Raw genomic sequence first — 22,727 nt, forward strand, 5'->3', positions numbered from 1 at the left:
GTGCGGGCGGGGGCGGGTCCCACCCGAACGTCGAAGGGGACGGTGACCGACGCGCCGACCGGGCGGCGTCCCTGGCCGCGGACGGTGTCGCACAGGTCGAGCTGGAACAGCCGCGTCGGGCGCTGGAGGAGGCCGGGGCCGACACCGGGCCGGTCTCGCTCGGGGACGGTGGGATCCAGGCCATGAAGGGGGTATCGAACCGGCCGGCCGGTTCGATGTGGACCGTCGGGCGGCCGGGGCGTGGGCGCGGGACCACGACGACCCGCGTGCCGACGCGGTGCGGTTCGCGGGCCGGGCGTCGGGGAGCCGCGGTCCCGCCCCGTCCGCCGGCGCCTACCGATCCGGGACACGGCGAAGGGGGCGGGCCCGGTGCGGGCCCCGCCCCCCTTTTTTTCGCGGCGTGCTGGTCACTCGTCGTCGGGGACCTCGGGGTGGCGGCGCAGGTGGAGGACGGCGGCGGCCAGTCCTCCCCACAGCACCACCATGGAGATGATCATCATGACGATCGCGCTGGCGGACATCAGCGTCCCCCTTCTTCTTCGAGTCCGGAGTGCTCGTGGTCGTGGGCGGCCTGTTGGTCGGCGCGCCGCCACGGGATCAGCGACATGACCACGCCGAAGACGATGGCGCCGATGGCCACGCCCCAGCCCGCGGTGAGCAGGAAGCCCTCCGGGTAGCCCTCGTAGGCGGAGGTCAGTTCGACGCGCAGGCTGTCCCACATCATGAAGCCCAGCAGGACCGGGGTGACGACGGTCAGGGTGATCGTCCACCACAGGCCCAGGCGGATGCTGGACACCGCGTTGATGTGCCCCTGGAAGAAGGACAGGCGGCGCAGGGCCCACCCGAACACGATGAGCATCACCAGGGCGGCCAGGACGATGCCGTACTGGTTGATGAAGTGGTCGAACACGTCCAGGTAGTACAGGCCCTCGTGGGTGGGGAAGAGCAGCAGCGACACCACGGCCACGGTGCCGCCGACCAGGGCGACGGACTGGATGCGGCCCAGGCCGGTGCGGTCGCGCACGGCGGAGATGATGACCTCGACGATGCTGATGAGCGAGGTGAGGCCCGCGACCACCAGGCAGGCGAAGAACAGCACGCCGAACACCGCACCGCCGAAGGGCAGGGTGGAGATGATCTGCGGGAACGCGACGAACGCCAGGCCGATACCGGCGGTGGCGACCTCGTTCACCGCGGTGCCCCCCGCGGTGGCCATGAAGCCCAGGGCGGCGAACACGCCGATGCCGGCCAGCAGCTCGAAGGAGCTGTTGGCGAAGCCCGCCACCATCGCCGAACCGCTCAGGTCGGCCCTGCGCTTGAGGTAGGAGGCGTAGGTGACCATGATGCCGAACCCGATGGACAGCGAGAAGAAGATCTGCCCGTACGCGGCGATCCACACCTCGCCGTCGAGCATGCGGTCCCACTGCGGGGTGAAGAACGCGTTCAGGCCGGTGGCGGCGCCGTCCAGGGTGAGCGCCTGGACGACCAGGACGAGGAACAGGACCACGAGCAGGGGGATGAAGATCCGGTTGGCCATCTCGATGCCCCTGCGGACGCCCAGGGCCAGGACGACCAGGACCACGGCCCAGACCGCGAGTTGCGGCCAGAACACCCCGGGGACGTATCCGGTGATGCCGCCCGGGGCGTCGGCGACCTGGAGGTAGTCGCCGGAGAAGAACCCGTCGGGGTCCTGTCCCCATGCCTCGGTGACGCTGAAGCCCATGTAGGCGATGGCCCAACTGATGATCGCGGAGTAGTAGATCGCGATGACGAAGCAGATCGCGACCTGCCACCATCCGATGGCCTCGGCCGGGCGGGCGATGCGCCGGTAGGCCAGCGGTGCGGAGGACCGGTACCTGTGGCCGATCGCGTATTCGAGCAGGAGCAGCGGGATGCCGGCGGTGAGCAGGGCGACGAGGTAGGGAACGAGGAAGGCCCCGCCGCCGTTCTCGTAGGCGATGTAGGGGAATCGCCAGATGTTGCCGAGGCCGACGGCGGAGCCGATCGCCGCCATCAGGAAGCCCGCGCGCGTCCCCCATTGCTCGCGAGTCTGTCGGGCCATGTTCAGCTCTCCTCACCGTGCCTGTCGTTTCGCGCCCCGCACGCTAGCAGGATTTGGACGAAACGGCATTTTCGACAACCCCTGGTGGGCTGTTCGTCTTGCCCGTCCGCGGAATCGATGCACCTCGTCCATACCCCGATCCGCTGTGCCGTAAGAGATGAGTGCGCCTTACGGCCGGTGTGCAGGACGGCTCACGATCGGGTCCCGGCCGCGCCGTCGCGGGCGCTCTCTCGGAGGGGACGGGGTCGGAGGTCGCCCGCACCTTCGACGGTAGCCGGGCCGGCGGCGGTGCGCCCGCTTCGGCACGGGGTTTCACCAGCGCATATGTGCGTGCTCGGCGCATCCGGTTCTGCGCGCCCTGCGGCCCGGGGGCCGCGGGCGGGTCAGCGCGGTGCCAGGAAGGCATGGGCCCCGCGCAGCCGTGTGCGCAGTACCGCCCGGGTGGCGGTGCAGTCCAGACGGACGTCCAGCGGGCCGGGCGGGCCGGATACGGCGCGGCGTCCGCGGGGCAGCCGGTCGGGGTCCAGGCCGTCGCGGCGGGCGATGAGCACGCCGAGGTCGTGGCGGCTGAGCGCGTCGGGTCCGGCGAGGTGGTGGACGCCGGTGCGGTCGCAGGCGGCCAGTTCCAGCAGGGCGTCGGCCAGGTCGCCGACGTGGACCGGGCAGCGGACGTCGTCGGTGAACAGGGCGCCGACGGCGGCGCCCGAGGCCAGGTCGTGGACGCGGCGTTCGTGGACGGAGCCGCCGTCGCCGAGGATCAGCGAGGTGCGGGCGATGACCGCGTTCGGGTGCAGGGCCCTGATCGCGGTCTCGGCGGCGGCCTTGGCGGCCCCGTACGGGTTGACGGGGTCCGGGAGCGCGGTCTCGGGGTAGGCGGGGGCGGCGCCGGAGAACACGGCGTCGCTGGAGACGTGGACCAGGCGGGCGCCGGTCGCGGCGGCGGCCAGGGCCGCGTGGGCGGCGCCGTCGGCGGTGACGGCCCAGTCGCCCTGCCGGTAGGCGGTGTTGACGACGGTGTCCGGGCGTACCCGTTCCACCAGGTCGGTGACGGCGTCGCGGTCGCGCAGGTCCAGGGCGTGCCAGGTGATGCCCGGGGCGGCGGGGGCGGCGGGGGCACCGGTGGTGGAGGTGGCGTTCACCCGGTGGCCCGCGGCCAGGGCCCGGCGGGCGACCTCGCCGCCCAGGTGTCCGCTGGCGCCCAGGACGAGAACGGCGGAGGCGGTGGTCATGGACCGAGACGCTACCGGGTGCGGGCGCGGATGAGTACGGGTGCTCAGTGCGGGTGAGTACACGTGCGGATGCGGGCGGGTGCGCGGCTCCGTAGCTTCGGGGTATGACCTCCCTCGTCCTGCTGGCCGGGTACGCGGCCGCGGCCCTGCACTTCGTGTTCTTCGCCTACGTCGTCCTGGGCGGTTTCACCGCCTGGTGGCGCCCCCGCCTGTTCTGGGCGCACCTGGGGGTGGCCGCCTACGCGTTGGGGATCGTCATCGTGGACTGGCCGTGTTCTCTGACCGAGATCGAGAACTGGTCGCGGGCCGCGACCGGGCGGCCGGTGATGGAGTTCGGGTTCATCGACTTCTACCTGACCGGGAACCTGTACCCGCGCGAGCACCTGATGACGTCGCGGTACGTGATCGCGGCGATCATCGCCTGCTCGTGGGCGGGCACCTGGTGGCTGTCGCGGCGCCGCGCCGTTCGGGGGGAGGAGCCGTGCCCGGTGGGCGGGAACGGCTGAGCGCGGCGGGTGCGTCCTCAGGCCAGTGCGGCGGGCCGGTCGGGGTCGATGGGGTCCGGCGGGGTGTCGGTCGGGGGTCCGGGGGTGCCCGGGACGGCGGTCTGGGCGATGAACGCCCCGGTGACGATGACGACGGCGCCGAGGATCTGCACGGGGGCCAGGGTCTCGCCCAGCAGGATCCAGGCGAGCACGATCGCGGTGACGACCTCAAGGTAGGCGACGCCTCCGGCGATCTGCGGGGACAGCAGGCGCACGGCGGCGATGCCGGTGAAGTAGGCGATGACGGTGGAGACCAGGCCCAGCCACAGGGCCAGGGACCAGCCGGGCAGCGGTAGCGGGCCCAGGGCGGTGGTGGTGGCGAGCAGGTCCCAGTCCAGGGACCAGGGGCGGGCCAGGGGCAGCAGCAGGACGGTGGCGGTGAGGGAGCCGAAGGCGATGACGGCCAGGGGGTCGGCGTCCTGGCCGGTGCGGTCCGACAGCAGGAAGTAGGCGGCCTGGCCGGCGGCGGCGCCCAGGGCCAGGCCGACGCCCACGGCGTCCAGGCGCATGCCCGCCCACACCTCCAGTAGCAGCACCAGGCCGGTGACGGCCAGGATCACGCCGACGGCGGCGGCCGGGGGGACCTTGGTGCGGCGTACCAGGCGCAGCCAGGCCAGGACCAGGACGGGGCCGAGGAATTCGATGAGCAGGGCGATCCCGACGGGGATGCGGGCGATCGCGGCGAAGTACAGGGCCTGGACCCCGGCCATGGGGAACACGCCGTAGGCGAGGATGAGCAGGGGGCGGCGGGTCAGCAGGCGGCGGTGGCGCACGGCGACGGGCAGCAGCAGGAGGGCGGCCCCGGCCAGGCGCAGCCAGGTGACGTGGATCGGGTCCATGCCGGCGTCCAGGAGGGGGCGGGCGAAGATGCCCGCGCCACCGAACGCCAGGGCCGAGGCGAGGGCGAAGACCAGGCCGGTGGGGCGGTGGCGGGCGGGTGCTGGGGGCACGGGCTCTCCCGGGGCGGCACGGAAAAGGTGGGATCTTTCGAGGATAGTGGTCGGTGGGGACGGTCCGTGCCGCCGGGGCCGCCGGTGGGGCGGGACGGTCAGGTGTTCGGCGCGGTGAGGTCGAGTTCGGCCCAGGCGACGTCGTGCCAGAGGCCGTTTTTGCGGCCGACCCTGTGCATGACGCCGACGTCGGTGAAGCCCAGGGCGCGGTGCAGGCCCAGGCTGGCGTCGTTGGGCAGGGTCATGCAGGCGATGGCGCGGGTCATGCCGCGTTCGGCCAGGCGGGGCAGCAGTGCCGAGTACAGGGCGCGCCCGCCGCCGGTGCGGCGCAGGCCGCGGCGCAGGTAGACGCTCACCTCGCAGCAGTGGTCGTAGGCGGCGCGGGTGCGGAAGGTGCCGCCGTAGGCGTAGCCCAGGGCGGTGCCGTCGGCGTCCTCCAGGACGAGCCAGGCGTGGCGGGCCTGGGCGGCGGCGATGCGGTTGGCCATCTCCTGGGCGGTGGGGACCTCCAGTTCGAAGGTGATGGCGGTGTCGGTGACGTAGGGGGCGTAGATGTCGGCGCAGGCGGCGGCGTCGGCCGGGGTGGCGTCACGGACGGTGTGGAGGGTGGGCATCGCGTTCATAGTGAGGATGGTAAACGAATATGTTCACTATGATGAACCCCATGAGCGATGACCTCTCTGTGGCCCTCGCCACCACCCTCCAACGCCTGCGCTCCGACCGGGGCCTGACCGGCGCCGCCCTGGCCGACCTGTCCGGGGTCTCCCGGGCCATGATCAGCCGCATCGAGAACGGCGACGTCCAGCCCACCGCCTCCCTGCTGGGGCGGCTGTCGGCGGCGCTGGGCATCACCCTGTCGGAGCTGATCGCCGACGCCGAGCGCGGCGAGCGCAGGCTGGTCCGGCGCGCCGAGCAGCCGGTGTGGACCGACCCCGACACCGGGTACACCCGCCGGGCCGTCTCGCCCGCCTCCGACGGCCGCCTGGAGCTGGTGGAGGTGCACCTGCCCCCGGGGGCGCGGGTGGCCTTCCCCGCCGAGGCCTACACCTTCACCCACCACCAGATCTGGGTCCTGGAGGGGACCCTGGAGTTCGGCGAGGGGGACACCGTGCACGAGCTGGACCAGGGCGACTGCCTGCGGCTCGGCCCGGCCGCGCCCTGCGAGTTCCACAACCCCGGGCGGCGGGAGTGCCGCTACCTGGTGGCGGTCACCCGCCGCACGCCCTGACCGGGGTTCACGCGGTCAGCGCGCGGACCAGGCGGGGCGCCGTCACCGGCCGTGACCGGCGGCCGCCCGCCCTGCGCGCGGCTACGGCGCCCACCGGGCCCCGCCCCTGGTGGAGCGCATCCACGCCGACACGTGAGCGGGGGCGGGGCAACGGTACGGGGGCCGGAGAGGGGCCGTCATGGCGCCCATGACGGCCGAACGCCGCAGACGGGCACGGCGTCATCCTCCGACGGAGAGCGGGGCGCGGGCGATGAGGACCGTGGCACGGGGCGCCCAGCCCAGGGAGGTGTACAGGTGGCGGCCCTGCGGGGAGGCCACCAGCAGGCCGTGGACGGCGCCCGCGCGGCGGGCGTGCTCGGCCAGCGCCGACATCACCGCCGCGCCCAGGCCGCGGCGGCGGTGGTCGGGTTCGGTGACGATGGAGTCGGCCACGGCGTCGTCGTCGACGACTCCCATGACCCCGCCGGCGGCCTCCTCGCCCTGCGCGGTGGAGATCCGCACCCGGATCACCGCGCGGGCGCGCCCGACCGTGGCCCGGTAGGGGCGCGGCGGGTCCAGGACCGGGTGCTCGTCCAGGTCCGCGGACATGAGCGTCTCGGTCCCCGGGTCGACCTCCAGGCCCGCCTCCTGCAACAGCAGCGCGGTCTTGTCGGGCGCGGTGGTGGGCACGGTCAGCCAGTCGGTGTGCTCCGAGGCCAGGACGCGTTCGGCGGCGGCGGGGATGGTGTCGGGGTCGCCGTCGGCGTCGAGCAGCACGTACTCGTCGTGGCGGTGCTCGAACCCGAAGTGCACGCGCAGCGCCCCGTCCACCTCGGTCGGCTCGGGCAGGGAGCGCGCCGTCCCCCAGCCCCGCTGCCAGCGGCGGACCAGGTCGGGCAGGGGAGCGGCGGGCGGGTTCGGCACAGGATGTCCTTAGCGGAGTGCGGGGCTGGCGCGACCTCTGGGGCTGATGTCTGTATTCGACCACACCCCGGGGACCTTCAGGGCCTGGACCCGGCCCTGCCCGAGCAGATCAAGGAGGTGGCGCGCGGCCGGGTTCGAGCGGGTGGCCGACACCGTGCTCGCCCAGGGGCCCATCCGACCGGTCTATCCGACTGGTCTATCCGGCCGCGGCCGGGCGGGCGGTACGGGCCGCGGGGACCAGGGGGACCGCGGCCGCGGCGAACAGGGCGGCGACCGCGAACACCGCGGGCAGCCCCCACAGGGTGATGACCGCGGCCATGAGCACCGGGGTCAGGACGGTGCTGACGGCCTGGAGCCAGTTCTGGACCGCCAGCGCCCGCCCCGCCCACGCGGTCCCGGCGGTCTCGGCCACCGCTGTGAAGGTCAGCCCGTTGTGCCACATGGTCGCCACCAGGCAGGCCAGCAGCAGGGGCACCGCCGCCGCGTCCCACAGCGGCGGCACTGCGGTGAGCAGGACCAGGACCGGTGCGGTGGCGGCGGCCAGCCACCGCACCGGGCGCATCCGGTCGCCGATCCGGTCCGACCACACCCCCAGCAGCAGCCGCCCCGCGGCGCCGGGCACCTGGGCGGCGGCCACCGCCGCCCCCGCGAGCGGGGCACTCCACCCCTGTTCCTGCACCAGGTACACCAGCGCGTAGACCATGAGGGTGATCTGGGGGACGCCCAGCAGCATGCTCACCCCGTGCACCCGCCACAGGGTCCGGTGCCGGTAGGGCGAGCCCCGGCCGGGGGCGGCCGGTCCGGTGGGCGTGCCCGGGGCCGCGGCCGGAGCCGGGGGCGGGTCCGCCATGAGCAGGACCAGGGGCACGGCGGCCAGGGCCAGGGCCGCGGGCAGCGACATCGCGGCCACGAACCCCCACCGGTCGGCGGCCCCGGGCAGGACGAGCGCGGCCAGGCCGACCCCCAGCGGGAACCCGGACTGGCGGATCCCCATGGCCAGGCCGCGTTCGCGGGCGGAGAACCACGACAGGACGAGACGGCCGCTGGCGGCGTTGACCGGCCCGCAGACCGCGCCCACTGCCAGCATGACGGCGGACACCCCCCACAGGCCGTCGGCGGACCACAGCGCCCCCAGCGCCACCGCGGTCAGGACCAGGCTCAGCACGATGGTGGTCCGCTCACCGGCCCGGTCGATGACCACGCCCCACGGCAGCAGGGTGAGCAGCAGCCCCAGGGAGGGGAGCCCGGCCACCACCCCGGCCTGCGCGACACCGATGCCGAAGGCCTCGCCCAACTGGGGCAGTACCACCGGGACGCCGAAGGAAGCGGTGATCCCGGCGATCTGCGCCACCATGGCCAGGGACAGGATCATCCAACGATTGCGCACGCGCATCCGGTCAGCGTAGCGGGCCGGGCCACGGGGGGAGTCCCCGTGGCGCGCGGTCGCCGGCACTGTGCCGTGGGAGGGTGCGCGCTACGGTGGTCCGCGGTCCGCCGGTTTGCGGTTGACGCAGCGTCAGCCCCTAGCGTCGGTGCCATGACGATCACTGTTGTGGACACCCGTACGGGCATGGAGCGCGTGCTGCGCTCCCCGGCCGCCGACCGCCCCGCCCTGCTGGCTCGGATGCTCGAACCCGTGCGGGGCATGTACCGCTTCGCACCCGCGGAGGTCGACCTCGTGGACGCGCACCTGGGCGGCATGGGCTTCCCCCTGGACCGCGACACCGAGCGCTGCCTGGCGGCCCTGGAGGACCTGGCGCGGGCCGACGCGTGGAACCGGGTCGGGACCGCGATGGAGGGCGCCGCGGCCGAGCTGGCGGGTGCCGTGCCGGGGCTGGAGGTGCACGATGTCACGGTGCTGCTCACCCTGGGCGATCCGGCCGACGCCCACTTCACGGACACCGTCCTGGGCGTGACCGGCTTCGGCGGTATCTGGGGGTACGTCACCATCACGCTGTGGCCGTCCCCGGAGAACCTGGAGCGGTTGGAGGCCACCGCCGTGCACGAGCTGCACCACAACCTGCGCTACGCCCCGGGCGGGGTGGTGTGGGACCCGGCGACCGTCACGGTCGGCGAGCACGTGGTGGGCGAGGGGCTGGCCGACGCCTTCGCCCGCGAGCTGTACGGCGACGACCTGGGCCGTACCCGCATCGGTGTGCCGCACCTGCATGACGAGGCGGTGTTCGACAAGGTGGTGTCGGGGCTGGGGGTGACCGGCATGGAGAACTTCACGGCCTGGGTGCACGGCGACGAGAGCGCCAGGCGCTTCGGCGCCGCCCCGGTGGGGCTGCCCGCCGGGGCGGGGTACGCGGTCGGCAACCGGCTGGTCGACGCCTACCTGGCGGCGACCGGGCGCACCGCGGCCCGGTCGCTGCGCGACGACCACGCTGAGATCATCGCGACCGCGCTGGGCCACCTGGGCCGGTGACGCGGGGGAGGGGGACGGCGATGGAGTGGACCATCGGTGAACTGGCGGCCCGGGCGGGCGTCAGCGGCCGCACCCTGCGCCACCACGACCAGGTCGGGCTGCTCGACGAGCAGGCGCCGCACCTGATCGCGACCTCCTCACGGGAGGAACGGGACCGGGCGCGCCTGCACGGGCGCACCGCCGTCGGCCTGCTGCGCTACCACCACTGGACGGCCGACGCCTCCCCGGGGCGCATGGGACGGCTGCTGGGCGTGCGGGCCGCCATGATGGCCGCCGAACTGCTCGCCCTCGCCGAACGCGGCCCCGTGCTGGCGAGCGGCCGCAACAGCCACTTCCAGCGGGACGAGAGCACCATGACCATGTGGCGGGGACCGGTGCGGTGGTGGAGCGCGGGCGCGCAGGTGGACGCCCGGCTGGGGGAGCAGTACGCGTATCTGGGCCACCGCCGTGGGCACCCTGCACGACCGGGGGGTGAACGCCCCGTGGAGGGCCTGCCGTACGCGCTCCCGGGTGACCGCCGCATCGTCGGCCCCGGCAGGTTGGCCGCCGCCCTCGACGGCGCGGACCCCGCCGCCCGGGTGTCCCCGTGGTTCGGGTACGCGTCGCTGGACCCGGCGCACCTGCCCGGTATCGACGGTCTCGTCTTCGTCAAGGACGCCGGCTAGCACCGGGCCCGCCGGGTTCGGGCACGGCAGCGGTGTTCGGGGACCGGCGCACCCGCCTCCGCCGGCGGGGCGCCGGATAAATGGGTTGTCCCGGCGGGCGGCGGCCCCCTAGCGTGTTCCCGCCCCGTTCACCTACGTGAGGACATCGCGCGCATGACGCCCCCTGCTCTCTGACTCTTTCCCGTGCATCGGTCGCCGACGGACACCGTCGGCTCTCTTTCCCGTGCTCTTCGTCAGGTCTTAAGAGAGATCAGGTTTGTCCTCACATACTTTTTCCGTGCTGCCCTGGGCCGTGCGGCGCACCCGCCTGCCCCTGCTCGTCCTCACCTGCGTGGACTGCGCCTGTGAGCGCGCCACCACCAAGGACGGCCGGTTCCGCGTCAACGCCAACGGCAAGCTGCTCCACGTCTGGCTGCTGGTCAACTGCGTCGGGTGCGACCGGACCGGCAAGCTCATCGTCCATGAGCGCGTTCCGGTGCGTTCGCTGCCCGCCGACCTGCTCGCCGGGTACACCGCCAACTCGGCGGACCTCGTCGCGCGGGTCCTACTCGACCCGTCGACCGCCCACCGCAACCGGTTCGCACTCGACTGGGAGGACTGCTGGGAGCTCGACGCGCCCCCGGCCCCCGAGGACCCGTGGCCCGTCCGGGTCGATGTCGCCTTCGAGGACCCCGTACCGGTCCGTCCCGAACGGCTCATCGCCCAGGCCCTGGGCATCAGCCGCAGCGAGGTCGCCCGCCGCGTCAAGGCGGACTTCCCGCTGAAGCGCAGGACCGGGCAGGACTTCTCGTTCCTGCTGCTGTAGTCCGTTCGGCCGGGGCGGGGTACGGCGCCGTCGTCCCGCCCCGGCCGGTCCCCGTCCGACGTCCCGGTGCGCCCGATGGCCTACAGCCGGGTCGCGCCGGGGCGGGTCCACTGCGGGGTGGGCCGACCGGTCCGGCCCCAGGTGGGCTCGCCGTCGGCGTCGGTCTTCCAGGACCAGCAGGCGGCCCGGCCCTCGGGCCAGCCCTCGGGCTTGTCCTCCCACACCTCGCCGCGGCCGTAGGGCGTCATGTCGAGCAGGCCCATGGAGGCGTTGACCCGCTCGCAGCCGCGTCCGGTGGTGGAGTAGGTGAGGAACGTGCGCTCGCCCTCGCGCAGGTAGCAGGTGAGGTACCCCATCTCGCCGCCGATCGGCTCGGGCAGGCCGCGCACCGAGTACCAGGGCTGGGTGTAGCCCATGAACTCGACGAAGGGCGCCACCTCCTCCCAGCGGCCCTCGGTCAGGAACGCGAAGGAGACACCGCGGGCGTTGAGGTAGGAGGCGTCCTGCAAGTGCCAGGCCGCGGTGGTGCAGCCGTAGCACTGCCCCTGGTGCGGGGTGTCGTCGTGCCACATGTGCTTGTACACCACGAGTTCGTCGCGGCCCTGGAACAGGTCCAGGAACGGAACGGGGCCGTCGGCGCCCACGACCTCGGCGGTTCCGTCGAACTCCACCATGGGCAGGCGGCGGCGGGCGGCGGCGATGGCGTCGCCCTCGCGGGTGTGGGCCTTCTCGCGGAGGAGGAGTTCGTCGCGGGCGGCCTGCCAGGTGGCCTGGTCGACGACGGGCGGGCGGCCGGGCAGCGCGGCGGCGGTCTGGTCGTCGTGGGTGGTGGTCATGGTGTCCTCCGGGTGTCTCATGCCGTGACGGTCACCACTACAGACTCTCACCCGGGCCGGAACTCATCGCGGAGAAGGTCTGCGGTGTCCGTCAGGCGAGGGCCGTCCGGATCCGGCCGAGCCACTCCGTGCCGACCCGGCGGCCGTCGGGGAACCGGTCGTCCCGGTCCCAGCGCCACGTGGTGACCATCGTGAGCACGAGGGTCCGGCAGTCGCGCAGCAGGCCGTGGTCGACACCCGGGTAGTGTGCGCCGACCTCCTCGGGCGCGTGGGCGAGGTCGAACTCGACGGGGCCGCGGCAGCACGTCTCCAGGTCGACGAACAGCAGGCCGTTGTGCGTGGTGAGCAGGTTGCCGGGGTGCGGTTCGCCGTGCAGGAGCTGTTCGGTACCGCCGCGTTCGCCGACCGCCTGTTTCAGGGTGTGCAGGGTGTCGCCGAGCAGTTGCCGGTCCGCGTCGGCGAGTGCCGGGGTGCGATCGCGGTCCGCGACGAGCCGTTGGGCGTGCTCGACCCGGTCGGTGAAGTGCGGTGCCGGAACGTCGAGTGCGCGCATGCCGGTGTGCAGGCGCTCCAGCGCGTCGGCGTAGTCGGCTGGCGGAACCTCGCGGGAGGTCCCGGGTTCGTGGTAGGTCCACAGGGTGACCGTGAAGCCGTCGCGTTCGTACACGCGCGGCTCCACCCGGGGGTCGAGGACGGCCACGGGTCATCCGGCCCGGGCGAGCCGCTGTGCGAGGTCGACCTCGAACTGCGCGACCTGCTCCGCCGCCGGCGCCACCCGGGCCGTCAGGCCGAGCGACGAGGCGATCGCCATGGCCGCGGCCGCCGCACGTGAGGACTCCGCTGCCCGCATCCTCGTCGGTCCCTTCTACGAATTCACATCCGGGCCTTGAGAACGTCGATCTCGCAGCCCGGCGCCGCCGGGTCGAAGCCGTGCCCGACCAGCCAGCGGATCGCCAGCAGGCAGCGCAGGGACCACCACGCGCGGATCACATCGAGGTCGACGTCGGCACCGTAACCGGCGATGACGTCGCCGAGGTGCGCCTCGTGGCCGAGTGTGAGGATGGCGAGGTCGAACAGGGCGTCGCCCCGGCCCGCCTCGGTCCAGTCGATGACGCCGGTGACCTCGTCGCCGTCGACGAACACGTGGGCGAGTTGCAGGTCGCCGTGGACGAACACCGGTGTCCACGGCCGGAGCACGCCCTCGGCGATCCGGCGGTTGCGCGTGACCAGGTCGGCGGGGAGGACGTCGTTGGCGAGGAGCCAGGCGCATTCGCGGTCCAGGTCGGATGCGAGCCGGTCGGGGCTCTTACCGGGCCAGGGCGGCAGCGGCGCCTCGTGGAGCCTGCGCACGGCGGCACCGGCCGCGGCCCATGCCGCCGGTGGCGCGGTCGACGGTTCGCCCAGGCGCCCCAGGGGCCTTCCCGGGAGGGCGGCGAGTGCGAGTGCGGGGGGCCTGCGCCACAGGACCTCGGGGGTGGGGACCGGTGCCAGGGCCATCGCCTCGACCTCGGTGTCGGTGCGGGCCTGGTCGGCGTCGATCTTCAGGAACACGTCGCCGACGCGCAGGGTCGCGCACTCCCGGTGGGCGACAACGACCTCGACCTCTTGCATATCGGGCATTGTCACAGGGGGTGTGCCGGTGGGGCCACGGGTTTTTCCGCGGGCGGCTCCCGGTCTTCGGTCCTCAGTCTCGCTGCACGGCGCGGCCGGGCACCCGTCCGTTCGGTGGGAGCATCCAGGTGGGGGGCGCGTAGGACCAGGTGGGGCCGGTGGGAAAGTGGCGCCACCAATAGCCGAGGTGGTCGAAGTCGGCGGGAGCGGGACTGTGGGCGAAGGGGCGGAAGAAGGGGGAGGGCGGGGCGCCGATCAGGCGGGCGGGGAATTCGTGGAACCAGAGTTCCTCCCCGGCCCGGGTGGCGAGGTGGAAGCGCATCGCGCCGTGCTGGTCGCCGTCGGGGGTGAGGCCGCGGATCTCGACGAGATGCTTGGAAACCGGGGACCTCTTCAACTCGCTCATGGCCGTGGCCCGGTCTCCCATCGCCACCAAGGGCTTTCTTGCGAAGGAGAGGAACACGCTGTGAACGCAGACGAGTACCACAAGTCTTCTTACAGTGGTCACTCCGGTGAGTGCGTGGAGGTGAGAGAGGGACGGAGAACACGCATCCGTGACACCCGGAACCGCGGGCTCGGCCACCTGGAGGTGACGGCAGGGGAGTGGGCCGCTTTCCTGGGTACGCTCACGGCCGACTGACCCCTGCGGCCTTCCGCCCCGGACGTTAGGAGAAGGCCCGTGACCGACCACTGGCACAAGTCCAGCCACAGCGGCGGTAACGGCGGTAACTGCGTGGAGATCAAGGAGGGTGTCGCCACCGCCGTGCGCGACACCCGGAACCGCGAACTCTGCCGACTGGAGTTCTCCGCGGGGGAGTGGGCGATCACCCTGCACGCCCTCACCCTGTGACCGCCTACGGGTGGCGCCCCGCGAGGACGCAGAACTCGTTCCCCTCCGGGTCGGCCAGCACCACCCAGCCGTCCCCCTCGCCCTGGCCCACGTCCACGCGCCGGGCGCCCAGCCCCAGCAGCCGCTCGACCTCCTCCCCCTGCTCCCGGTCGGTCGGGTTGACGTCGATGTGCAGCCGGTTCTTGACGACCTTGCCCTCCGGCACCCGCGCGAAGGTCAGCACCGGCGGCACCGGCCCGCGGCGTTTCCTGCCTTCGGGAGCATCAGGCGAACCGATGAACACGAAGTCGTCCTCTTCCCCCTGCACCTCATAACCCAGGACCTCGCACCAGAACCGGGCGAGCCCCGCCGGATCCGCACAATCGAACGCGAGCTCGGTGAACTTGCTGGCCATATCGACATCCCTCTCTCCGGTACCGGTGTTGCCACCCCACCCTGCCGAAGAACCGCGCGCCGACGCCATTCATTTGCCGCCCACCGCCCGGGTACGTTCACCACCGTGACCCCGACGAAGACCCGGAACCAGGCATCCATGACCGGCGGCGCGCACCTGCACTGGCGGTCACTCGGCGACACCGGGCACCACCGCCCGCCCGTCGTCCTCCTGCACGGCGGCCCCGGCCTGCCCGACTACCTGGCCGAACCCGCCCCCATGGTCGCCGACCTCACCCCCGCCTACCGCTACGACCAGCGCGGCACCGGCCGTTCCCCCTGGACCGGCCGGCACACCCTCGCCTGCCACGTCGACGACCTCGCCGAGCTCCTCGACGCCTGGAACGCCCCCACCGCCGTCCTCGTCGGGCACTCCTACGGCGCCGACCCGGCCGCCCGGTTCTGCCTGCGCCACCCCCACCGGGTCGCCGCGGCACTGCTCCTGTGCGGTCCCTTCACCGGAGACTGGCGCACCCGCTACCGGGACGAGCGCATCCGCCGCATGTCCCGCGGCAGCAGGCCCGCCTGCGCACCCTGAAGGAGACACCGCACCGCACCGAGGACCAGGAGGTCGAGCTGCTCACCCTCTCCTGGTCCACCGACCACGCCGACCCCGGACACGGCCTGTACCGGGCCGCCCGGGAAGCCCGGCGCCGCCGCCCCGTCAACTGGACGATGAACGCCGAACTCGGCGCGCAAGCCCGCGCCGACCCCCGGCCCCTCGCCGCGCTGGAATCCCTCGCCCGCCGTCTCCCGCTCCCCTTGACCCGGATCGAGGACGCCGGACACGAACCCTGGCTGGAACGGCCCGACACCGTCCGCACCCACCTGCGACGATTCGTGCAGAACACGCTGCCCCCCTAGCGCCACAGGCGCGGGTCCGTCCTCGCCGGTCGGGCACGGCCTACATCGGTGTGAGGTGCTCTTCCAGGCTCCGGCTGATCGGGTAGACGCGCTCTGCGGGCAGAAGCCGCCGTGCCTGGGCGGCGCGTCCGCTCCGGACGAGCTCCGCGGCCTTGTGGGCCTGCGGGGTGAGGTCGGTGAGGCCGACGACCCAGTCCTCGGCGAACGTGCGGATCAGGTGGCGGCCGATGCCGACCTGGATGCTGTAGTGGTTCAGCGCCGCTCCGCGCACCGAGCGCTCGGGGTCCCACTGGAGGTGCACGGCGGCTCGGGCCAGCGCCTTGGGGTCCGCGGTCGTCCGCACGGCCCGGGACAGGGCCTGCTCCCAGCCCTCCCGGGTGATCCGCACCGCGAGGACGCGCTCCTGCCCCGGCTTGCGGGCCCAGTTGCTGCGGTGCATCAGCCACAGGAACGAGGGCTTGATCCACGTCATCCGCTGGAACGAGAACGGTGCGACGAAGCGCCCCGCCCGCAGTGCGGCGTCGGCGATCGCGGGCGGGTACGCCTGGTAGACCACGATGGTACGAGCGTCGTAGTCGGCACGGATCTGGTACTGCGGCGTCATGCACCGCATCCTGGCATCCGCGGTTTCGGCGCCGCCAACGATTTTCCGGCGCGTGGAGACCCGCCCCGGTTCAGCGGCGACCGCCGAACTCCCACGGGTGGACCTCCACCCCGGCGTGCCGCTCCGCGTCCAGCACGGCGCGCGCGGCCCCGGCGTCGGTGGCCCGTACCAGCGCCGCCGTCCCCACCCGGACCGTGCCGTCGTCGGACAGCAGCGGCCCGTAGGCGATCAGCGCGTCCCGGTCGCCGGGCACCGCGGCATCCGCCGCGCCCTCGGTGTCCTCCGGCCCCAGCCCGAGCACCAGGAACAGGCGGCCGTCATCGTCCCCGCCCTCGGCCCGCGGGAAGTCCCACATGGTGCGCCCCAGCAGGTTCCGCCACCGCCGCAGCAGCACGTCCCGGTACGCCCCCGCCTGGTGGTTCGGCTCCGCGAAGGCGGACTCCCGGGCGGCCGCCGCGTCCGGCAGGTCCACGATGTGCACGCTGCCGGTCGGTGTCTCCCCGTCCTCGGCGAACGTCGGCCCGCGCGCGATCATCCCCTCGGCGAACCGGTCCATGTAGGACCAGTGCGCCTCCGGCAGTTCCTCGCGCAGGGGCAGGGACCCCGGCCGGTCCCGGTGGTAGCAGAAGAACTCCATGCGCCCCAGTCCCCCAGGCGCCTCATGTGCACCCGGGCGGGCGGGTGGACGTGCCGGTGGCCGTCTCAGGCCGGGGCCGGTGCCACCCTGCGGGCCAAGAAGTCCCGGATGTGCTCGACCACGGTGTCCAGGTGGCTTTCGAGCAGGAAGTGGCCGCCCCCGGGCACCAGGTGGATCTCGGCGTCCGGCAGGTCGCGCGCGAAGGCGCGCGCGCCGTCCGGGCCGAAGATGAGGTCCTCGGCCCCCCACACGGCCAGCAGCGGGACGCCGCTCTTGCGGAAGTACTCGTGCACCCGCGGGTACAGCGGCCGGTTGGTGGCGTAGTCGCGGAAGAGGGCGAGCTGTGCCAGGTCGTTGCCGGGGCGGCTGATGTCGTGGTGGTCGAGCGTCCAGGTGTCGGGGTCGACCAGTTCGGGGCGGTCCACCCCGTGCAGGTACTGCCAGCGGATGGCGTCCAGGTCCAGGGCGGCACGGGCCGCCGGTTCCGTCTCCGGCCCCGGGTCCTGGGCGTAGGCCCACACCGGCGCCCAGAACTCCGGGACGAAGCCGTCCTCGTAGGCGTTGCCGTTCTGGGTGATGACGGCGGTGACCGCGGCCGGGTCGCGCAGGGCGAGCCGCCATCCGATGGGGGCGCCGTAGTCCTGCACGTAGATGGCGTAGCGGTCGACGCCGAGCCCGGCCAGGAGCGCCTCGGTGATGTCGGTGAGCGCGTCGAAGGTGTAGGTGAACGTGTCGGCGGACGGCGTGTCGGAGTGGCCGAAGCCGAGGTGGTCGGGCGCGATGACGTGGAACCGGTCGGCGAGGCGCGGGATCAGGTGGCGGAACATGCGCGAACCGGTGGGGAAGCCGTGCAGCAGCACCAGCGTCGGCGCGTCCCGCGGACCCGCCTCCCGGTAGAAGACGCGGTGTCCTCGCACGGTGGCGTACCGGTGGTGGACCTCGACCATGACTAACCCTCTCAATCATTTTCAGTGGTTACCCGTGTCCTCAGTGGACACGATGAGGACTAACCTGTCAAATGATTTAAGAAGGTTAGGCGGTGTCGGGTACCGTCCGCCGCGTCGGGTGGGTCGGCCACGGACGCCCGACCGGACTCCGTCGTCGTCGGCAGTGCCCCGGCCCGCGGGCCCCGACGACCACCGCACGGACCCGATCGGCACCTCCGGGCACCTGGCCGCCCGCCCCCGCCGCTGGTGCTCGCCCGGCCGCTGCGGCGACCGCACCCGAGCCACCCGCCACCACCGGCGCCGCAAGGCCGCGCCGGACGGCCGACACACCCGGCCGGCCCGGGGCCACGATCTTCGGGTAGGTTCCACCCATGCACACCGACTGGCGCTCGGACCGGATCGCCAGCGCCCTGCGCGGCGAGAACCCGACCGTGCTGCGGCGTCTGGACGCGGGCTTCGCCGTCATCGGGGACGTCCAGTTCCTGCCGGGTTACTCGGTCCTGCTCACGGACGACCCGGCGGCGGAGCGGCTGACGGACCTGCCCCGGGGCAGGCGCTCGGCGTTCCTGGCCGACATGGACCGGCTCGGGGAGGCCGTGGAGCGGGCCTGCCGCGCCGCCGACCCGGCGTTCCGGCGGGTCAACCTGGAGATCCTGGGCAACACCGACCCGTTCCTGCACGCCCACGTGTGGCCCCGGTACGGGTGGGAGCCGCCCGAGCTGGTCGGCAGGCCGGTGTGGCTCTACCCGCGGCGGCGGTGGAGCGACGAGCGGTTCGCGCTCGGCCCGCGGCACGATGGGCTGCGGGAGGCCGTCGGCCGTGAACTGGACCGGCTCGCGGCCCGCGCCTGAACCGGGCCGCCGCCGCTCGGGACGCGATGTCGGCGGGGGGCGCTAACGTTCCCGCATGAGTTACGCGCTGACGACCTACGTGGTCGACCTCGACGTCCTGCACGCCTCCGTGGGTTCGGGGGACGACAAGCTGCGGCGGATGATCGGCGGCCGGTTCAAGCGGCAACTGGACGGCTTCTCCTACATCGGCGGTGAAGACGACATCCCCATCCGCGACGCGATCCGCGCGGTCATCGAGGGCGGGCCCTTCGAACCCCGGCACGGCACCATGTACAACTACGCCTACAAGTGGATCTGCGAGTTCCACGGCGGGTACCTGGACAACAACGACTTCTCCCCGATGCGGTCCGGCTGGTTGGGAACGGTCGACAAGGGCCTGAAGGCGGTCGGGGTGACCGCGGTGGGCGTGGAGGACTTCGGCTTCGGCCACGCGCCGGAGCCGATCCCGGAGCCCGACTTCCTGCCCGGCTCCGGCGAGTGGAGCCCGGAGCAGTGCCGCAAGGCCCTTGAGCAGTGGGCCGCCGCCACCGACGAGGACAAGGCCGGGCTCGACCCCGATGTGCGGCAGGCCGCCGAGTCCTGCATGGAGTGGTGCCGGGCCGCCGACGCGGCCGGCCGGGGCGTGGCGGGCTTCTTCAGTTGACCGGAGCGCGCCCCGGCGGTGTTCCCCCGGCCCCACCGCCGGGGCCGGGCCCCTTCCTGCTGCGCCCGTGGCAGGAGGGCGACCTGCCCCTGGTCATGGCGGCGGCCGCCGACCCCTACACCGCCGCTGTCACCACCCTCCCCGACCCCTGCGACGAGGCCGCCGCCCGCCGGTACATCGACGGCCGGGCGCTGGTGCTCTCCCGCGGGATCGGCGTCCCCCTGGTGATCGCCGACGCCCGTACCGGACAGGGGGTCGGCGGGCTCACCCTGTCCCTGCGCGACGCCGCCGAGGGCCGCGCCTCCCTCGGCTACTGGGTGGCGCCCGCCCACCGCAGGCGCGGCGCCGCCGCCCACGCCCTGGGCCTGGCCGCCGCCTGGGCGCACGACGCCCTGGGGGTGCCCCGGCTGGAGCTGGCGATCGAGCCGTGGAACACCGGGTCCCTGCGGGCGGCCGAGACCGCCGGGTTCCGCCGCGAGGGCCTCATGCGCCAGTGGCAGGAGATCGGCGGCGAGCGCCGTGACCTGTACCTGTACGCCCGTCTGGCCGCCGACCCCCGCCCCGGGCCCGCCGCACCCTGAACCCGTCGGGCCCACGCGGCCTCCGGGACCGCCCGCCTCGTCCTGTGCGTGGCCGGCGCGGCCTTGCCGCCGTATCCGGAGCCAGGGCGCTGCCGCCCACCCGTCGCGCACCCACCGCAGGAGGCGGTCGGTCCGGGCCCGGCGGCGGGCCTTCGGAGAGGGGTTCCCGGTGATGCCGGCCGATCCCGGGGCCGCCGCGTTCATGGGTGCGTTCCACCCGCGGTCCGTCCCGGTGGACCGGCCGCCGTCCGCCACGACCGCCCGGGTGGCGCTGCTCCAGGCGACCGTCGGGATCGTCCTGCCGCCCGGGGCCGTCCGCCGCCGGTCGGCCGCCGTCAGCGGCACCGTCCCGGTCGGCCTGGGCGTTCGGACGGCCGCCCGGGGCCGCTGAGGACGGGAACGGCCCCGGACCCCCGTCCACGGGGTCCGGGGCCGCGGGTGCCTCTCAGGCGGCGGCGCGCAGGTCGCGCGGTGCGGCCTCGGGCAGGCCGCGCTCGCAGGCCGCGCACTCGGGGCGGCGGCGCACCGCGTAGGCCGCCACCGCCACGGCCAGGGCCACGCCCCACACCGCCATCGACATGAACACCGCGGTGTGCAGCGCCCCCGCGTTCGCCATCCCCTCCTGGCCCAGGGCGAACTGCACGATGATGCTGCGCCCCATGGCGATCAGCGCGACCGCGACCGTGGTCGCCGGGACCACCGCCAGCGCGACCGGCACCCGGCGGCCCGCCAGGCCGACCATCCAGAACGGGAACCGCACGCCCCAGAGCTGCACCAGTCCCAGCATCAGCACGGCGCCGACCACTCCCGCCGAGCCCAGGCCGACCCCGATGATCAGGCTGCCCGGCTCGGCCTGCAACTCCTCGGCGAAGTCGCCGCCCATGCCCGGGGTGAGACCGAACAGCCACGGGAACCGGATCGACGGGTACAGCAGCGCGCTCAGGCAGGCGATCAGGACCGCGACCCGGCCCACCCGCAGCGCCCGCGCCCGGGTGGCGTGCTCGGTGTGCGGGGTCCAGTCGTGGGCGCGCCCGCAGTCCGGGCAGGCGCCGCGTGCGGCCCGCAGCGCCGACAGCCCGGCCACGGCCCACAGCCCCGCACCCGCGGTGAAGAAGAACAGGCCCAGGGTCTGGGGCGTCACGAGCTTCTCCACCCACAACCCGGCCAGGCCGGGCACGAACCAGCCCGCCACCGGCATGATCATCGTGTACCCCAGGAACGCCAGCAGGGTCCCGGTCACGAACAGCGCCACCACGGCCGCCGACATGCCCCAGGCGGTGTAGGCCACCGCCCGGCCGCCGCGGCCCGGACGCATCATCAACAGAGCGGTCCCGGTGCCCACGGCCCCCAGGGCCAGGGTGATCCAGGCGGCCGTGCCGGTGCCCCGGTCCCCGTACAGGGACCCGAAGCCGTCATCGGCCGGGACCCCCGACGGCAGCATGCCGGTGCCCCAGCCCAGGCCCAGGGCGACGGCGAGGGCGGACCAGGCCAGCACGGCCCAGGTGATCGGTGCGGCTCGCACGGCCGGTGCGGTCGGGGGAGTGGCGGGGGGTGCGGAGGTGTTCACGGTGTGCTCCTCACAGGCTCTCGGTGTCTTCTTCCTCAAGCCTGTCGGCGCGTGGCCGCCCGGTCCTCACCTGCGCGGGGGAGCCGTCTCCCCCGAACGGGGGAGAGCGGGTGTGCCGACGGCCCCGCGCCGGGGGAACCGGAGGCGGGGCCGTCGGGGCGGTGGGGCCGGTCAGGCCCGGGCGGCCTGGTGGGCCTTCTCCAGCGCGGAGGTGAACACCTCCACCGGCTGGGCGCCGGACACCCCGAAGGCGCGGTCCATCACGAAGAACGGAACGCCGGTCGCGCCCAGTTGCCGGGCGGTGTCGATGTCGGCGTTCACCTCGGCGGTGAAAGCGTCCCCGGCCAGCACCTCGCGGGCCTCGGCCTCCGCTAGCCCGATCTCCACGGCGACCTTCACCAGCGCCTCGGGGTCGGACAGGTCCTCGGCCCGCACCAGCTGGGCGTCCATGAACGCCTCGTGGGCGGCGTCGCCCAGCCCCTTGCTCTGGGCCAGGTGCACCAGGCGGTGGGCGTCGAAGGTGTTGACCATGACGCCGGAGGCGAAGTCGTACTCCAGCCCCTCCTCGGCGGCGACCTGCTTCACCTGTTCGGTCATGGCGCGCACCTGCTCGCGCGGGGCGCCCATCTTCTTGGACAGGGCGTCGTAGACCGGGACGCCCTCGCCCTTGGCGAAGCCCGGGTCGAGCTGGAAGCTGCGCCAGGTGACCTCGACCTCGTCGGCGTGTGCGAACTCCGCGAGCGCCTTCTCGAACCGGCGCTTGCCGATGTAGCACCACGGGCAGACGATGTCGGACCAGATCTCTACCTGCACGGAACGAACCCCCAACTCACCAGCACACGCCGTCCGAGCACGCGGGCGCGTCCTCGGTCCCCACCGCCACCAGGCCCGTGACCGTGGCCGGGGGCGCTGCCGGGGCCACGGGAGCGGCCTCGTGCCCGTCGGTGGTCCCGGTGGCCTGCCGCGGCGCGGTCCGCTCGGTGTCCTGTTCGTCCACGACGCCCCCTCACTTACATATTGTGCGTAGCCACATTATCAGTGAGTATGAAGGAGTCGCAGGTCAGGGACAAGGAGGCACTTCAATGTCCGCTACGAACACCCGTGTTCCCCCGGGGGAGGACGCGGGCCCCACCGTCAACCCCGACGACTGCCCGGTCCGCGAGGTCCTGGACCGCATCGGCGACAAGTGGAGTGTGCTCGTCATCGTGCTGCTGGGGCGGCGCACCCACCGCTACAGCGAACTGCACCGCACCATCGACGGCATCAGCCAGCGCATGCTCACCCTCACCCTGCGGGCCCTGGTCCGCGACGGCCTGGTGGAGCGCACCGCCCACGCCAGCGTCCCCCCGCGGGTGGAGTACTCCCTCACCGGCCTGGGCCGCACCCTGCTCGAACCCCTCACCGCGCTGGACCGGTGGGCCGTCGAACACCGGGAGGACGTCCGGGCCGCCCGCGAACACCACGACCGCGAGCGGCCCGGGACCTAGCG

33 protein-coding genes are annotated in these 22,727 nt (G+C 73.6%); 14 read left to right on the top strand and 19 right to left on the bottom strand.

What is annotated here, in order from left to right; all coding sequences use genetic code 11:
* Nucleotides 1-407: 407 nt before the first annotated feature.
* The 3 genes from QJS33_RS14465 to QJS33_RS14475 form a co-directional block, all read right to left on the bottom strand.
* A complete protein-coding gene (locus QJS33_RS14465) occupies nt 408-521 on the bottom strand; it encodes a methionine/alanine import family NSS transporter small subunit (RefSeq protein WP_306368480.1) in 114 nt (37 codons plus the stop codon).
* A complete protein-coding gene (locus tag QJS33_RS14470) occupies nt 521-2,062 on the bottom strand; it encodes a sodium-dependent transporter (RefSeq protein WP_306368481.1) in 1,542 nt (513 codons plus the stop codon). Before QJS33_RS14470 ends, QJS33_RS14465 begins: the two co-directional genes overlap by 1 nt.
* Nucleotides 2,063-2,445: 383 nt before the next feature.
* On the bottom strand, nt 2,446-3,291 hold the full coding sequence (locus QJS33_RS14475) for a sugar nucleotide-binding protein (RefSeq protein ID WP_306368482.1): 846 nt from the start codon (nt 3,289-3,291) through the stop codon (nt 2,446-2,448).
* Nucleotides 3,292-3,395: 104 nt separating this feature from the next.
* Between QJS33_RS14475 and QJS33_RS14480 the strand changes: the two genes are divergently transcribed.
* Nucleotides 3,396-3,797, top strand: coding sequence for a DUF2784 domain-containing protein (locus QJS33_RS14480; protein ID WP_306368483.1), 402 nt, complete (start codon nt 3,396-3,398; stop codon nt 3,795-3,797).
* A 17-nt stretch (nt 3,798-3,814) separates the two neighbouring features.
* Here the strand turns inward: QJS33_RS14480 and QJS33_RS14485 are convergent, their stop codons facing one another.
* A complete protein-coding gene (locus QJS33_RS14485; RefSeq protein ID WP_306368484.1) occupies nt 3,815-4,786 on the bottom strand; it encodes a DMT family transporter in 972 nt (323 codons plus the stop codon).
* 98 nt (nt 4,787-4,884) lie between these two features.
* On the bottom strand, nt 4,885-5,409 hold the full coding sequence (locus QJS33_RS14490; RefSeq protein WP_306368485.1) for a GNAT family N-acetyltransferase: 525 nt from the start codon (nt 5,407-5,409) through the stop codon (nt 4,885-4,887).
* Between the two features lie 41 nt (nt 5,410-5,450).
* Here QJS33_RS14490 and QJS33_RS14495 point away from each other — a divergent pair, with 41 nt between their 5' ends.
* Nucleotides 5,451-6,014 carry an XRE family transcriptional regulator gene (locus QJS33_RS14495; protein ID WP_306368486.1) on the top strand — a complete coding sequence of 188 codons (564 nt, stop codon included), beginning with the start codon at nt 5,451-5,453 and terminating at the stop codon, nt 6,012-6,014.
* Between the two features lie 219 nt (nt 6,015-6,233).
* Here QJS33_RS14495 and QJS33_RS14500 read toward each other — a convergent pair whose 3' ends face one another.
* Together QJS33_RS14500 and QJS33_RS14505 are read right to left on the bottom strand one after the other, a co-directional pair.
* Nucleotides 6,234-6,917 carry a GNAT family N-acetyltransferase gene (locus QJS33_RS14500; protein ID WP_306368487.1) on the bottom strand — a complete coding sequence of 228 codons (684 nt, stop codon included), beginning with the start codon at nt 6,915-6,917 and terminating at the stop codon, nt 6,234-6,236.
* Between the two features lie 196 nt (nt 6,918-7,113).
* On the bottom strand, nt 7,114-8,310 hold the full coding sequence (locus tag QJS33_RS14505) for an MFS transporter (RefSeq protein WP_306368488.1): 1,197 nt from the start codon (nt 8,308-8,310) through the stop codon (nt 7,114-7,116).
* A gap of 144 nt (nt 8,311-8,454) precedes the next feature.
* Between QJS33_RS14505 and QJS33_RS14510 the strand changes: the two genes are divergently transcribed.
* The 3 genes from QJS33_RS14510 to QJS33_RS14520 all read left to right on the top strand — a co-directional run bounded on the left by QJS33_RS14510 (nt 8,455) and on the right by QJS33_RS14520 (nt 10,815).
* Nucleotides 8,455-9,345, top strand: a complete 891-nt coding sequence (locus QJS33_RS14510) for a DUF2268 domain-containing protein (protein WP_306368489.1) — start codon at nt 8,455-8,457, stop codon at nt 9,343-9,345.
* Between the two features lie 20 nt (nt 9,346-9,365).
* Nucleotides 9,366-10,010: an erythromycin esterase family protein gene (locus tag QJS33_RS14515; protein WP_306368490.1), complete on the top strand. Its 645-nt coding sequence runs from the start codon at nt 9,366-9,368 to the stop codon at nt 10,008-10,010.
* A gap of 277 nt (nt 10,011-10,287) precedes the next feature.
* Entirely contained in the window at nt 10,288-10,815 is a 528-nt protein-coding gene (locus QJS33_RS14520) for a DUF1062 domain-containing protein (protein ID WP_306368491.1), read from the top strand.
* Between the two features lie 80 nt (nt 10,816-10,895).
* On the opposite strand, the gene QJS33_RS14525 is transcribed toward QJS33_RS14520, so the two are convergent.
* From QJS33_RS14525 to QJS33_RS14545, 5 genes are all read right to left on the bottom strand, one after another.
* Nucleotides 10,896-11,672 carry a DUF899 family protein gene (locus tag QJS33_RS14525; RefSeq protein WP_306368492.1) on the bottom strand — a complete coding sequence of 259 codons (777 nt, stop codon included), beginning with the start codon at nt 11,670-11,672 and terminating at the stop codon, nt 10,896-10,898.
* 70 nt (nt 11,673-11,742) lie between these two features.
* A complete protein-coding gene (locus QJS33_RS14530; RefSeq protein ID WP_306368493.1) occupies nt 11,743-12,351 on the bottom strand; it encodes a phosphotransferase in 609 nt (202 codons plus the stop codon).
* A gap of 3 nt (nt 12,352-12,354) precedes the next feature.
* Nucleotides 12,355-12,501, bottom strand: a complete 147-nt coding sequence (locus tag QJS33_RS14535) for a hypothetical protein (RefSeq protein WP_306368494.1) — start codon at nt 12,499-12,501, stop codon at nt 12,355-12,357.
* A gap of 23 nt (nt 12,502-12,524) precedes the next feature.
* Nucleotides 12,525-13,262 (bottom strand): aminoglycoside phosphotransferase family protein, encoded by a 738-nt coding sequence (locus QJS33_RS14540; RefSeq protein WP_306368495.1) that lies wholly within the window; start codon nt 13,260-13,262, stop codon nt 12,525-12,527.
* 73 nt (nt 13,263-13,335) lie between these two features.
* Nucleotides 13,336-13,668: a hypothetical protein gene (locus QJS33_RS14545; RefSeq protein WP_306368522.1), complete on the bottom strand. Its 333-nt coding sequence runs from the start codon at nt 13,666-13,668 to the stop codon at nt 13,336-13,338.
* Here QJS33_RS14545 and QJS33_RS14550 point away from each other — a divergent pair.
* Nucleotides 13,633-13,902: a DUF397 domain-containing protein gene (locus tag QJS33_RS14550; protein ID WP_306368520.1), complete on the top strand. Its 270-nt coding sequence runs from the start codon at nt 13,633-13,635 to the stop codon at nt 13,900-13,902. The two genes, QJS33_RS14545 and QJS33_RS14550, sit on opposite strands and share 36 nt — an antisense overlap.
* 39 nt (nt 13,903-13,941) lie before the next feature.
* Entirely contained in the window at nt 13,942-14,112 is a 171-nt protein-coding gene (locus QJS33_RS14555) for a DUF397 domain-containing protein (RefSeq protein ID WP_306368496.1), read from the top strand.
* 4 nt (nt 14,113-14,116) lie between these two features.
* Here QJS33_RS14555 and QJS33_RS14560 read toward each other — a convergent pair whose 3' ends face one another.
* Entirely contained in the window at nt 14,117-14,506 is a 390-nt protein-coding gene (locus QJS33_RS14560) for a VOC family protein (RefSeq protein ID WP_306368497.1), read from the bottom strand.
* Nucleotides 14,507-14,611: 105 nt separating this feature from the next.
* On the opposite strand from QJS33_RS14560, the gene QJS33_RS14565 reads away from it, so the two are divergent.
* Nucleotides 14,612-15,082, top strand: a complete 471-nt coding sequence (locus QJS33_RS14565; RefSeq protein ID WP_306368498.1) for an alpha/beta fold hydrolase — start codon at nt 14,612-14,614, stop codon at nt 15,080-15,082.
* A 137-nt stretch (nt 15,083-15,219) separates the two neighbouring features.
* Nucleotides 15,220-15,408: an alpha/beta fold hydrolase gene (locus QJS33_RS14570; RefSeq protein ID WP_306368499.1), complete on the top strand. Its 189-nt coding sequence runs from the start codon at nt 15,220-15,222 to the stop codon at nt 15,406-15,408.
* Between the two features lie 40 nt (nt 15,409-15,448).
* Here the strand turns inward: QJS33_RS14570 and QJS33_RS14575 are convergent, their stop codons facing one another.
* The 3 genes from QJS33_RS14575 to QJS33_RS14585 form a co-directional block, all read right to left on the bottom strand.
* A complete protein-coding gene (locus QJS33_RS14575; RefSeq protein ID WP_306368500.1) occupies nt 15,449-16,012 on the bottom strand; it encodes a DUF4291 domain-containing protein in 564 nt (187 codons plus the stop codon).
* 70 nt (nt 16,013-16,082) lie between these two features.
* On the bottom strand, nt 16,083-16,649 hold the full coding sequence (locus QJS33_RS14580) for a YciI family protein (protein WP_306368501.1): 567 nt from the start codon (nt 16,647-16,649) through the stop codon (nt 16,083-16,085).
* Between the two features lie 65 nt (nt 16,650-16,714).
* A complete protein-coding gene (locus tag QJS33_RS14585) occupies nt 16,715-17,596 on the bottom strand; it encodes an alpha/beta fold hydrolase (protein WP_306368502.1) in 882 nt (293 codons plus the stop codon).
* Between the two features lie 371 nt (nt 17,597-17,967).
* Between QJS33_RS14585 and QJS33_RS14590 the strand changes: the two genes are divergently transcribed.
* The 4 genes from QJS33_RS14590 (at nt 17,968) to QJS33_RS14605 (ending at nt 20,062) form a co-directional block, all read left to right on the top strand.
* Nucleotides 17,968-18,447, top strand: a complete 480-nt coding sequence (locus QJS33_RS14590) for an HIT family protein (protein ID WP_306368503.1) — start codon at nt 17,968-17,970, stop codon at nt 18,445-18,447.
* 55 nt (nt 18,448-18,502) lie between these two features.
* Entirely contained in the window at nt 18,503-19,090 is a 588-nt protein-coding gene (locus tag QJS33_RS14595; protein WP_306368504.1) for a hypothetical protein, read from the top strand.
* Nucleotides 19,087-19,671, top strand: coding sequence for a GNAT family N-acetyltransferase (locus QJS33_RS14600; protein WP_306368505.1), 585 nt, complete (start codon nt 19,087-19,089; stop codon nt 19,669-19,671). Before QJS33_RS14595 ends, QJS33_RS14600 begins: the two co-directional genes overlap by 4 nt.
* A 172-nt stretch (nt 19,672-19,843) precedes the next feature.
* On the top strand, nt 19,844-20,062 hold the full coding sequence (locus QJS33_RS14605) for a hypothetical protein (protein ID WP_306368506.1): 219 nt from the start codon (nt 19,844-19,846) through the stop codon (nt 20,060-20,062).
* 54 nt (nt 20,063-20,116) lie between these two features.
* On the opposite strand, the gene QJS33_RS14610 is transcribed toward QJS33_RS14605, so the two are convergent.
* From QJS33_RS14610 to QJS33_RS14620, 3 genes are all read right to left on the bottom strand, one after another.
* Entirely contained in the window at nt 20,117-21,193 is a 1,077-nt protein-coding gene (locus tag QJS33_RS14610) for a hypothetical protein (protein ID WP_306368507.1), read from the bottom strand.
* Nucleotides 21,194-21,409: 216 nt separating this feature from the next.
* A complete protein-coding gene (locus QJS33_RS14615; RefSeq protein WP_306368508.1) occupies nt 21,410-22,051 on the bottom strand; it encodes a DsbA family oxidoreductase in 642 nt (213 codons plus the stop codon).
* 16 nt (nt 22,052-22,067) lie between these two features.
* Nucleotides 22,068-22,235: a hypothetical protein gene (locus tag QJS33_RS14620; RefSeq protein WP_306368509.1), complete on the bottom strand. Its 168-nt coding sequence runs from the start codon at nt 22,233-22,235 to the stop codon at nt 22,068-22,070.
* 85 nt (nt 22,236-22,320) lie between these two features.
* Here QJS33_RS14620 and QJS33_RS14625 point away from each other — a divergent pair, with 85 nt between their 5' ends.
* Entirely contained in the window at nt 22,321-22,725 is a 405-nt protein-coding gene (locus tag QJS33_RS14625) for a helix-turn-helix domain-containing protein (protein WP_306368510.1), read from the top strand.
* Nucleotides 22,726-22,727 lie beyond the last annotated feature (2 nt).

The organism is Nocardiopsis sp. CC223A, assembly GCF_030766825.1.
Classification (GTDB): Bacteria; Actinomycetota; Actinomycetes; order Streptosporangiales; family Streptosporangiaceae; genus Nocardiopsis.

Coding starts and splice junctions, on each gene's coding strand:
- QJS33_RS14465 (WP_306368480.1), bottom strand. CDS start 521: ATGTCCGCCAGCGCGATCGTCATGATGATCATCTCCATGGTGGTGCTG.
- QJS33_RS14470 (WP_306368481.1), bottom strand. CDS start 2,062: ATGGCCCGACAGACTCGCGAGCAATGGGGGACGCGCGCGGGCTTCCTG.
- QJS33_RS14475 (WP_306368482.1), bottom strand. CDS start 3,291: ATGACCACCGCCTCCGCCGTTCTCGTCCTGGGCGCCAGCGGACACCTG.
- QJS33_RS14480 (WP_306368483.1), top strand. CDS start 3,396: ATGACCTCCCTCGTCCTGCTGGCCGGGTACGCGGCCGCGGCCCTGCAC.
- QJS33_RS14490 (WP_306368485.1), bottom strand. CDS start 5,409: ATGAACGCGATGCCCACCCTCCACACCGTCCGTGACGCCACCCCGGCC.
- QJS33_RS14495 (WP_306368486.1), top strand. CDS start 5,451: ATGAGCGATGACCTCTCTGTGGCCCTCGCCACCACCCTCCAACGCCTG.
- QJS33_RS14505 (WP_306368488.1), bottom strand. CDS start 8,310: ATGCGCGTGCGCAATCGTTGGATGATCCTGTCCCTGGCCATGGTGGCG.
- QJS33_RS14510 (WP_306368489.1), top strand. CDS start 8,455: ATGACGATCACTGTTGTGGACACCCGTACGGGCATGGAGCGCGTGCTG.
- QJS33_RS14515 (WP_306368490.1), top strand. CDS start 9,366: ATGGAGTGGACCATCGGTGAACTGGCGGCCCGGGCGGGCGTCAGCGGC.
- QJS33_RS14525 (WP_306368492.1), bottom strand. CDS start 11,672: ATGAGACACCCGGAGGACACCATGACCACCACCCACGACGACCAGACC.
- QJS33_RS14535 (WP_306368494.1), bottom strand. CDS start 12,501: ATGCGGGCAGCGGAGTCCTCACGTGCGGCGGCCGCGGCCATGGCGATC.
- QJS33_RS14540 (WP_306368495.1), bottom strand. CDS start 13,262: ATGCAAGAGGTCGAGGTCGTTGTCGCCCACCGGGAGTGCGCGACCCTG.
- QJS33_RS14550 (WP_306368520.1), top strand. CDS start 13,633: ATGCTTGGAAACCGGGGACCTCTTCAACTCGCTCATGGCCGTGGCCCG.
- QJS33_RS14545 (WP_306368522.1), bottom strand. CDS start 13,668: ATGAGCGAGTTGAAGAGGTCCCCGGTTTCCAAGCATCTCGTCGAGATC.
- QJS33_RS14560 (WP_306368497.1), bottom strand. CDS start 14,506: ATGGCCAGCAAGTTCACCGAGCTCGCGTTCGATTGTGCGGATCCGGCG.
- QJS33_RS14570 (WP_306368499.1), top strand. CDS start 15,220: ATGAACGCCGAACTCGGCGCGCAAGCCCGCGCCGACCCCCGGCCCCTC.
- QJS33_RS14575 (WP_306368500.1), bottom strand. CDS start 16,012: ATGACGCCGCAGTACCAGATCCGTGCCGACTACGACGCTCGTACCATC.
- QJS33_RS14580 (WP_306368501.1), bottom strand. CDS start 16,649: ATGGAGTTCTTCTGCTACCACCGGGACCGGCCGGGGTCCCTGCCCCTG.
- QJS33_RS14585 (WP_306368502.1), bottom strand. CDS start 17,596: ATGGTCGAGGTCCACCACCGGTACGCCACCGTGCGAGGACACCGCGTC.
- QJS33_RS14590 (WP_306368503.1), top strand. CDS start 17,968: ATGCACACCGACTGGCGCTCGGACCGGATCGCCAGCGCCCTGCGCGGC.
- QJS33_RS14595 (WP_306368504.1), top strand. CDS start 18,503: ATGAGTTACGCGCTGACGACCTACGTGGTCGACCTCGACGTCCTGCAC.
- QJS33_RS14605 (WP_306368506.1), top strand. CDS start 19,844: ATGCCGGCCGATCCCGGGGCCGCCGCGTTCATGGGTGCGTTCCACCCG.
- QJS33_RS14625 (WP_306368510.1), top strand. CDS start 22,321: ATGTCCGCTACGAACACCCGTGTTCCCCCGGGGGAGGACGCGGGCCCC.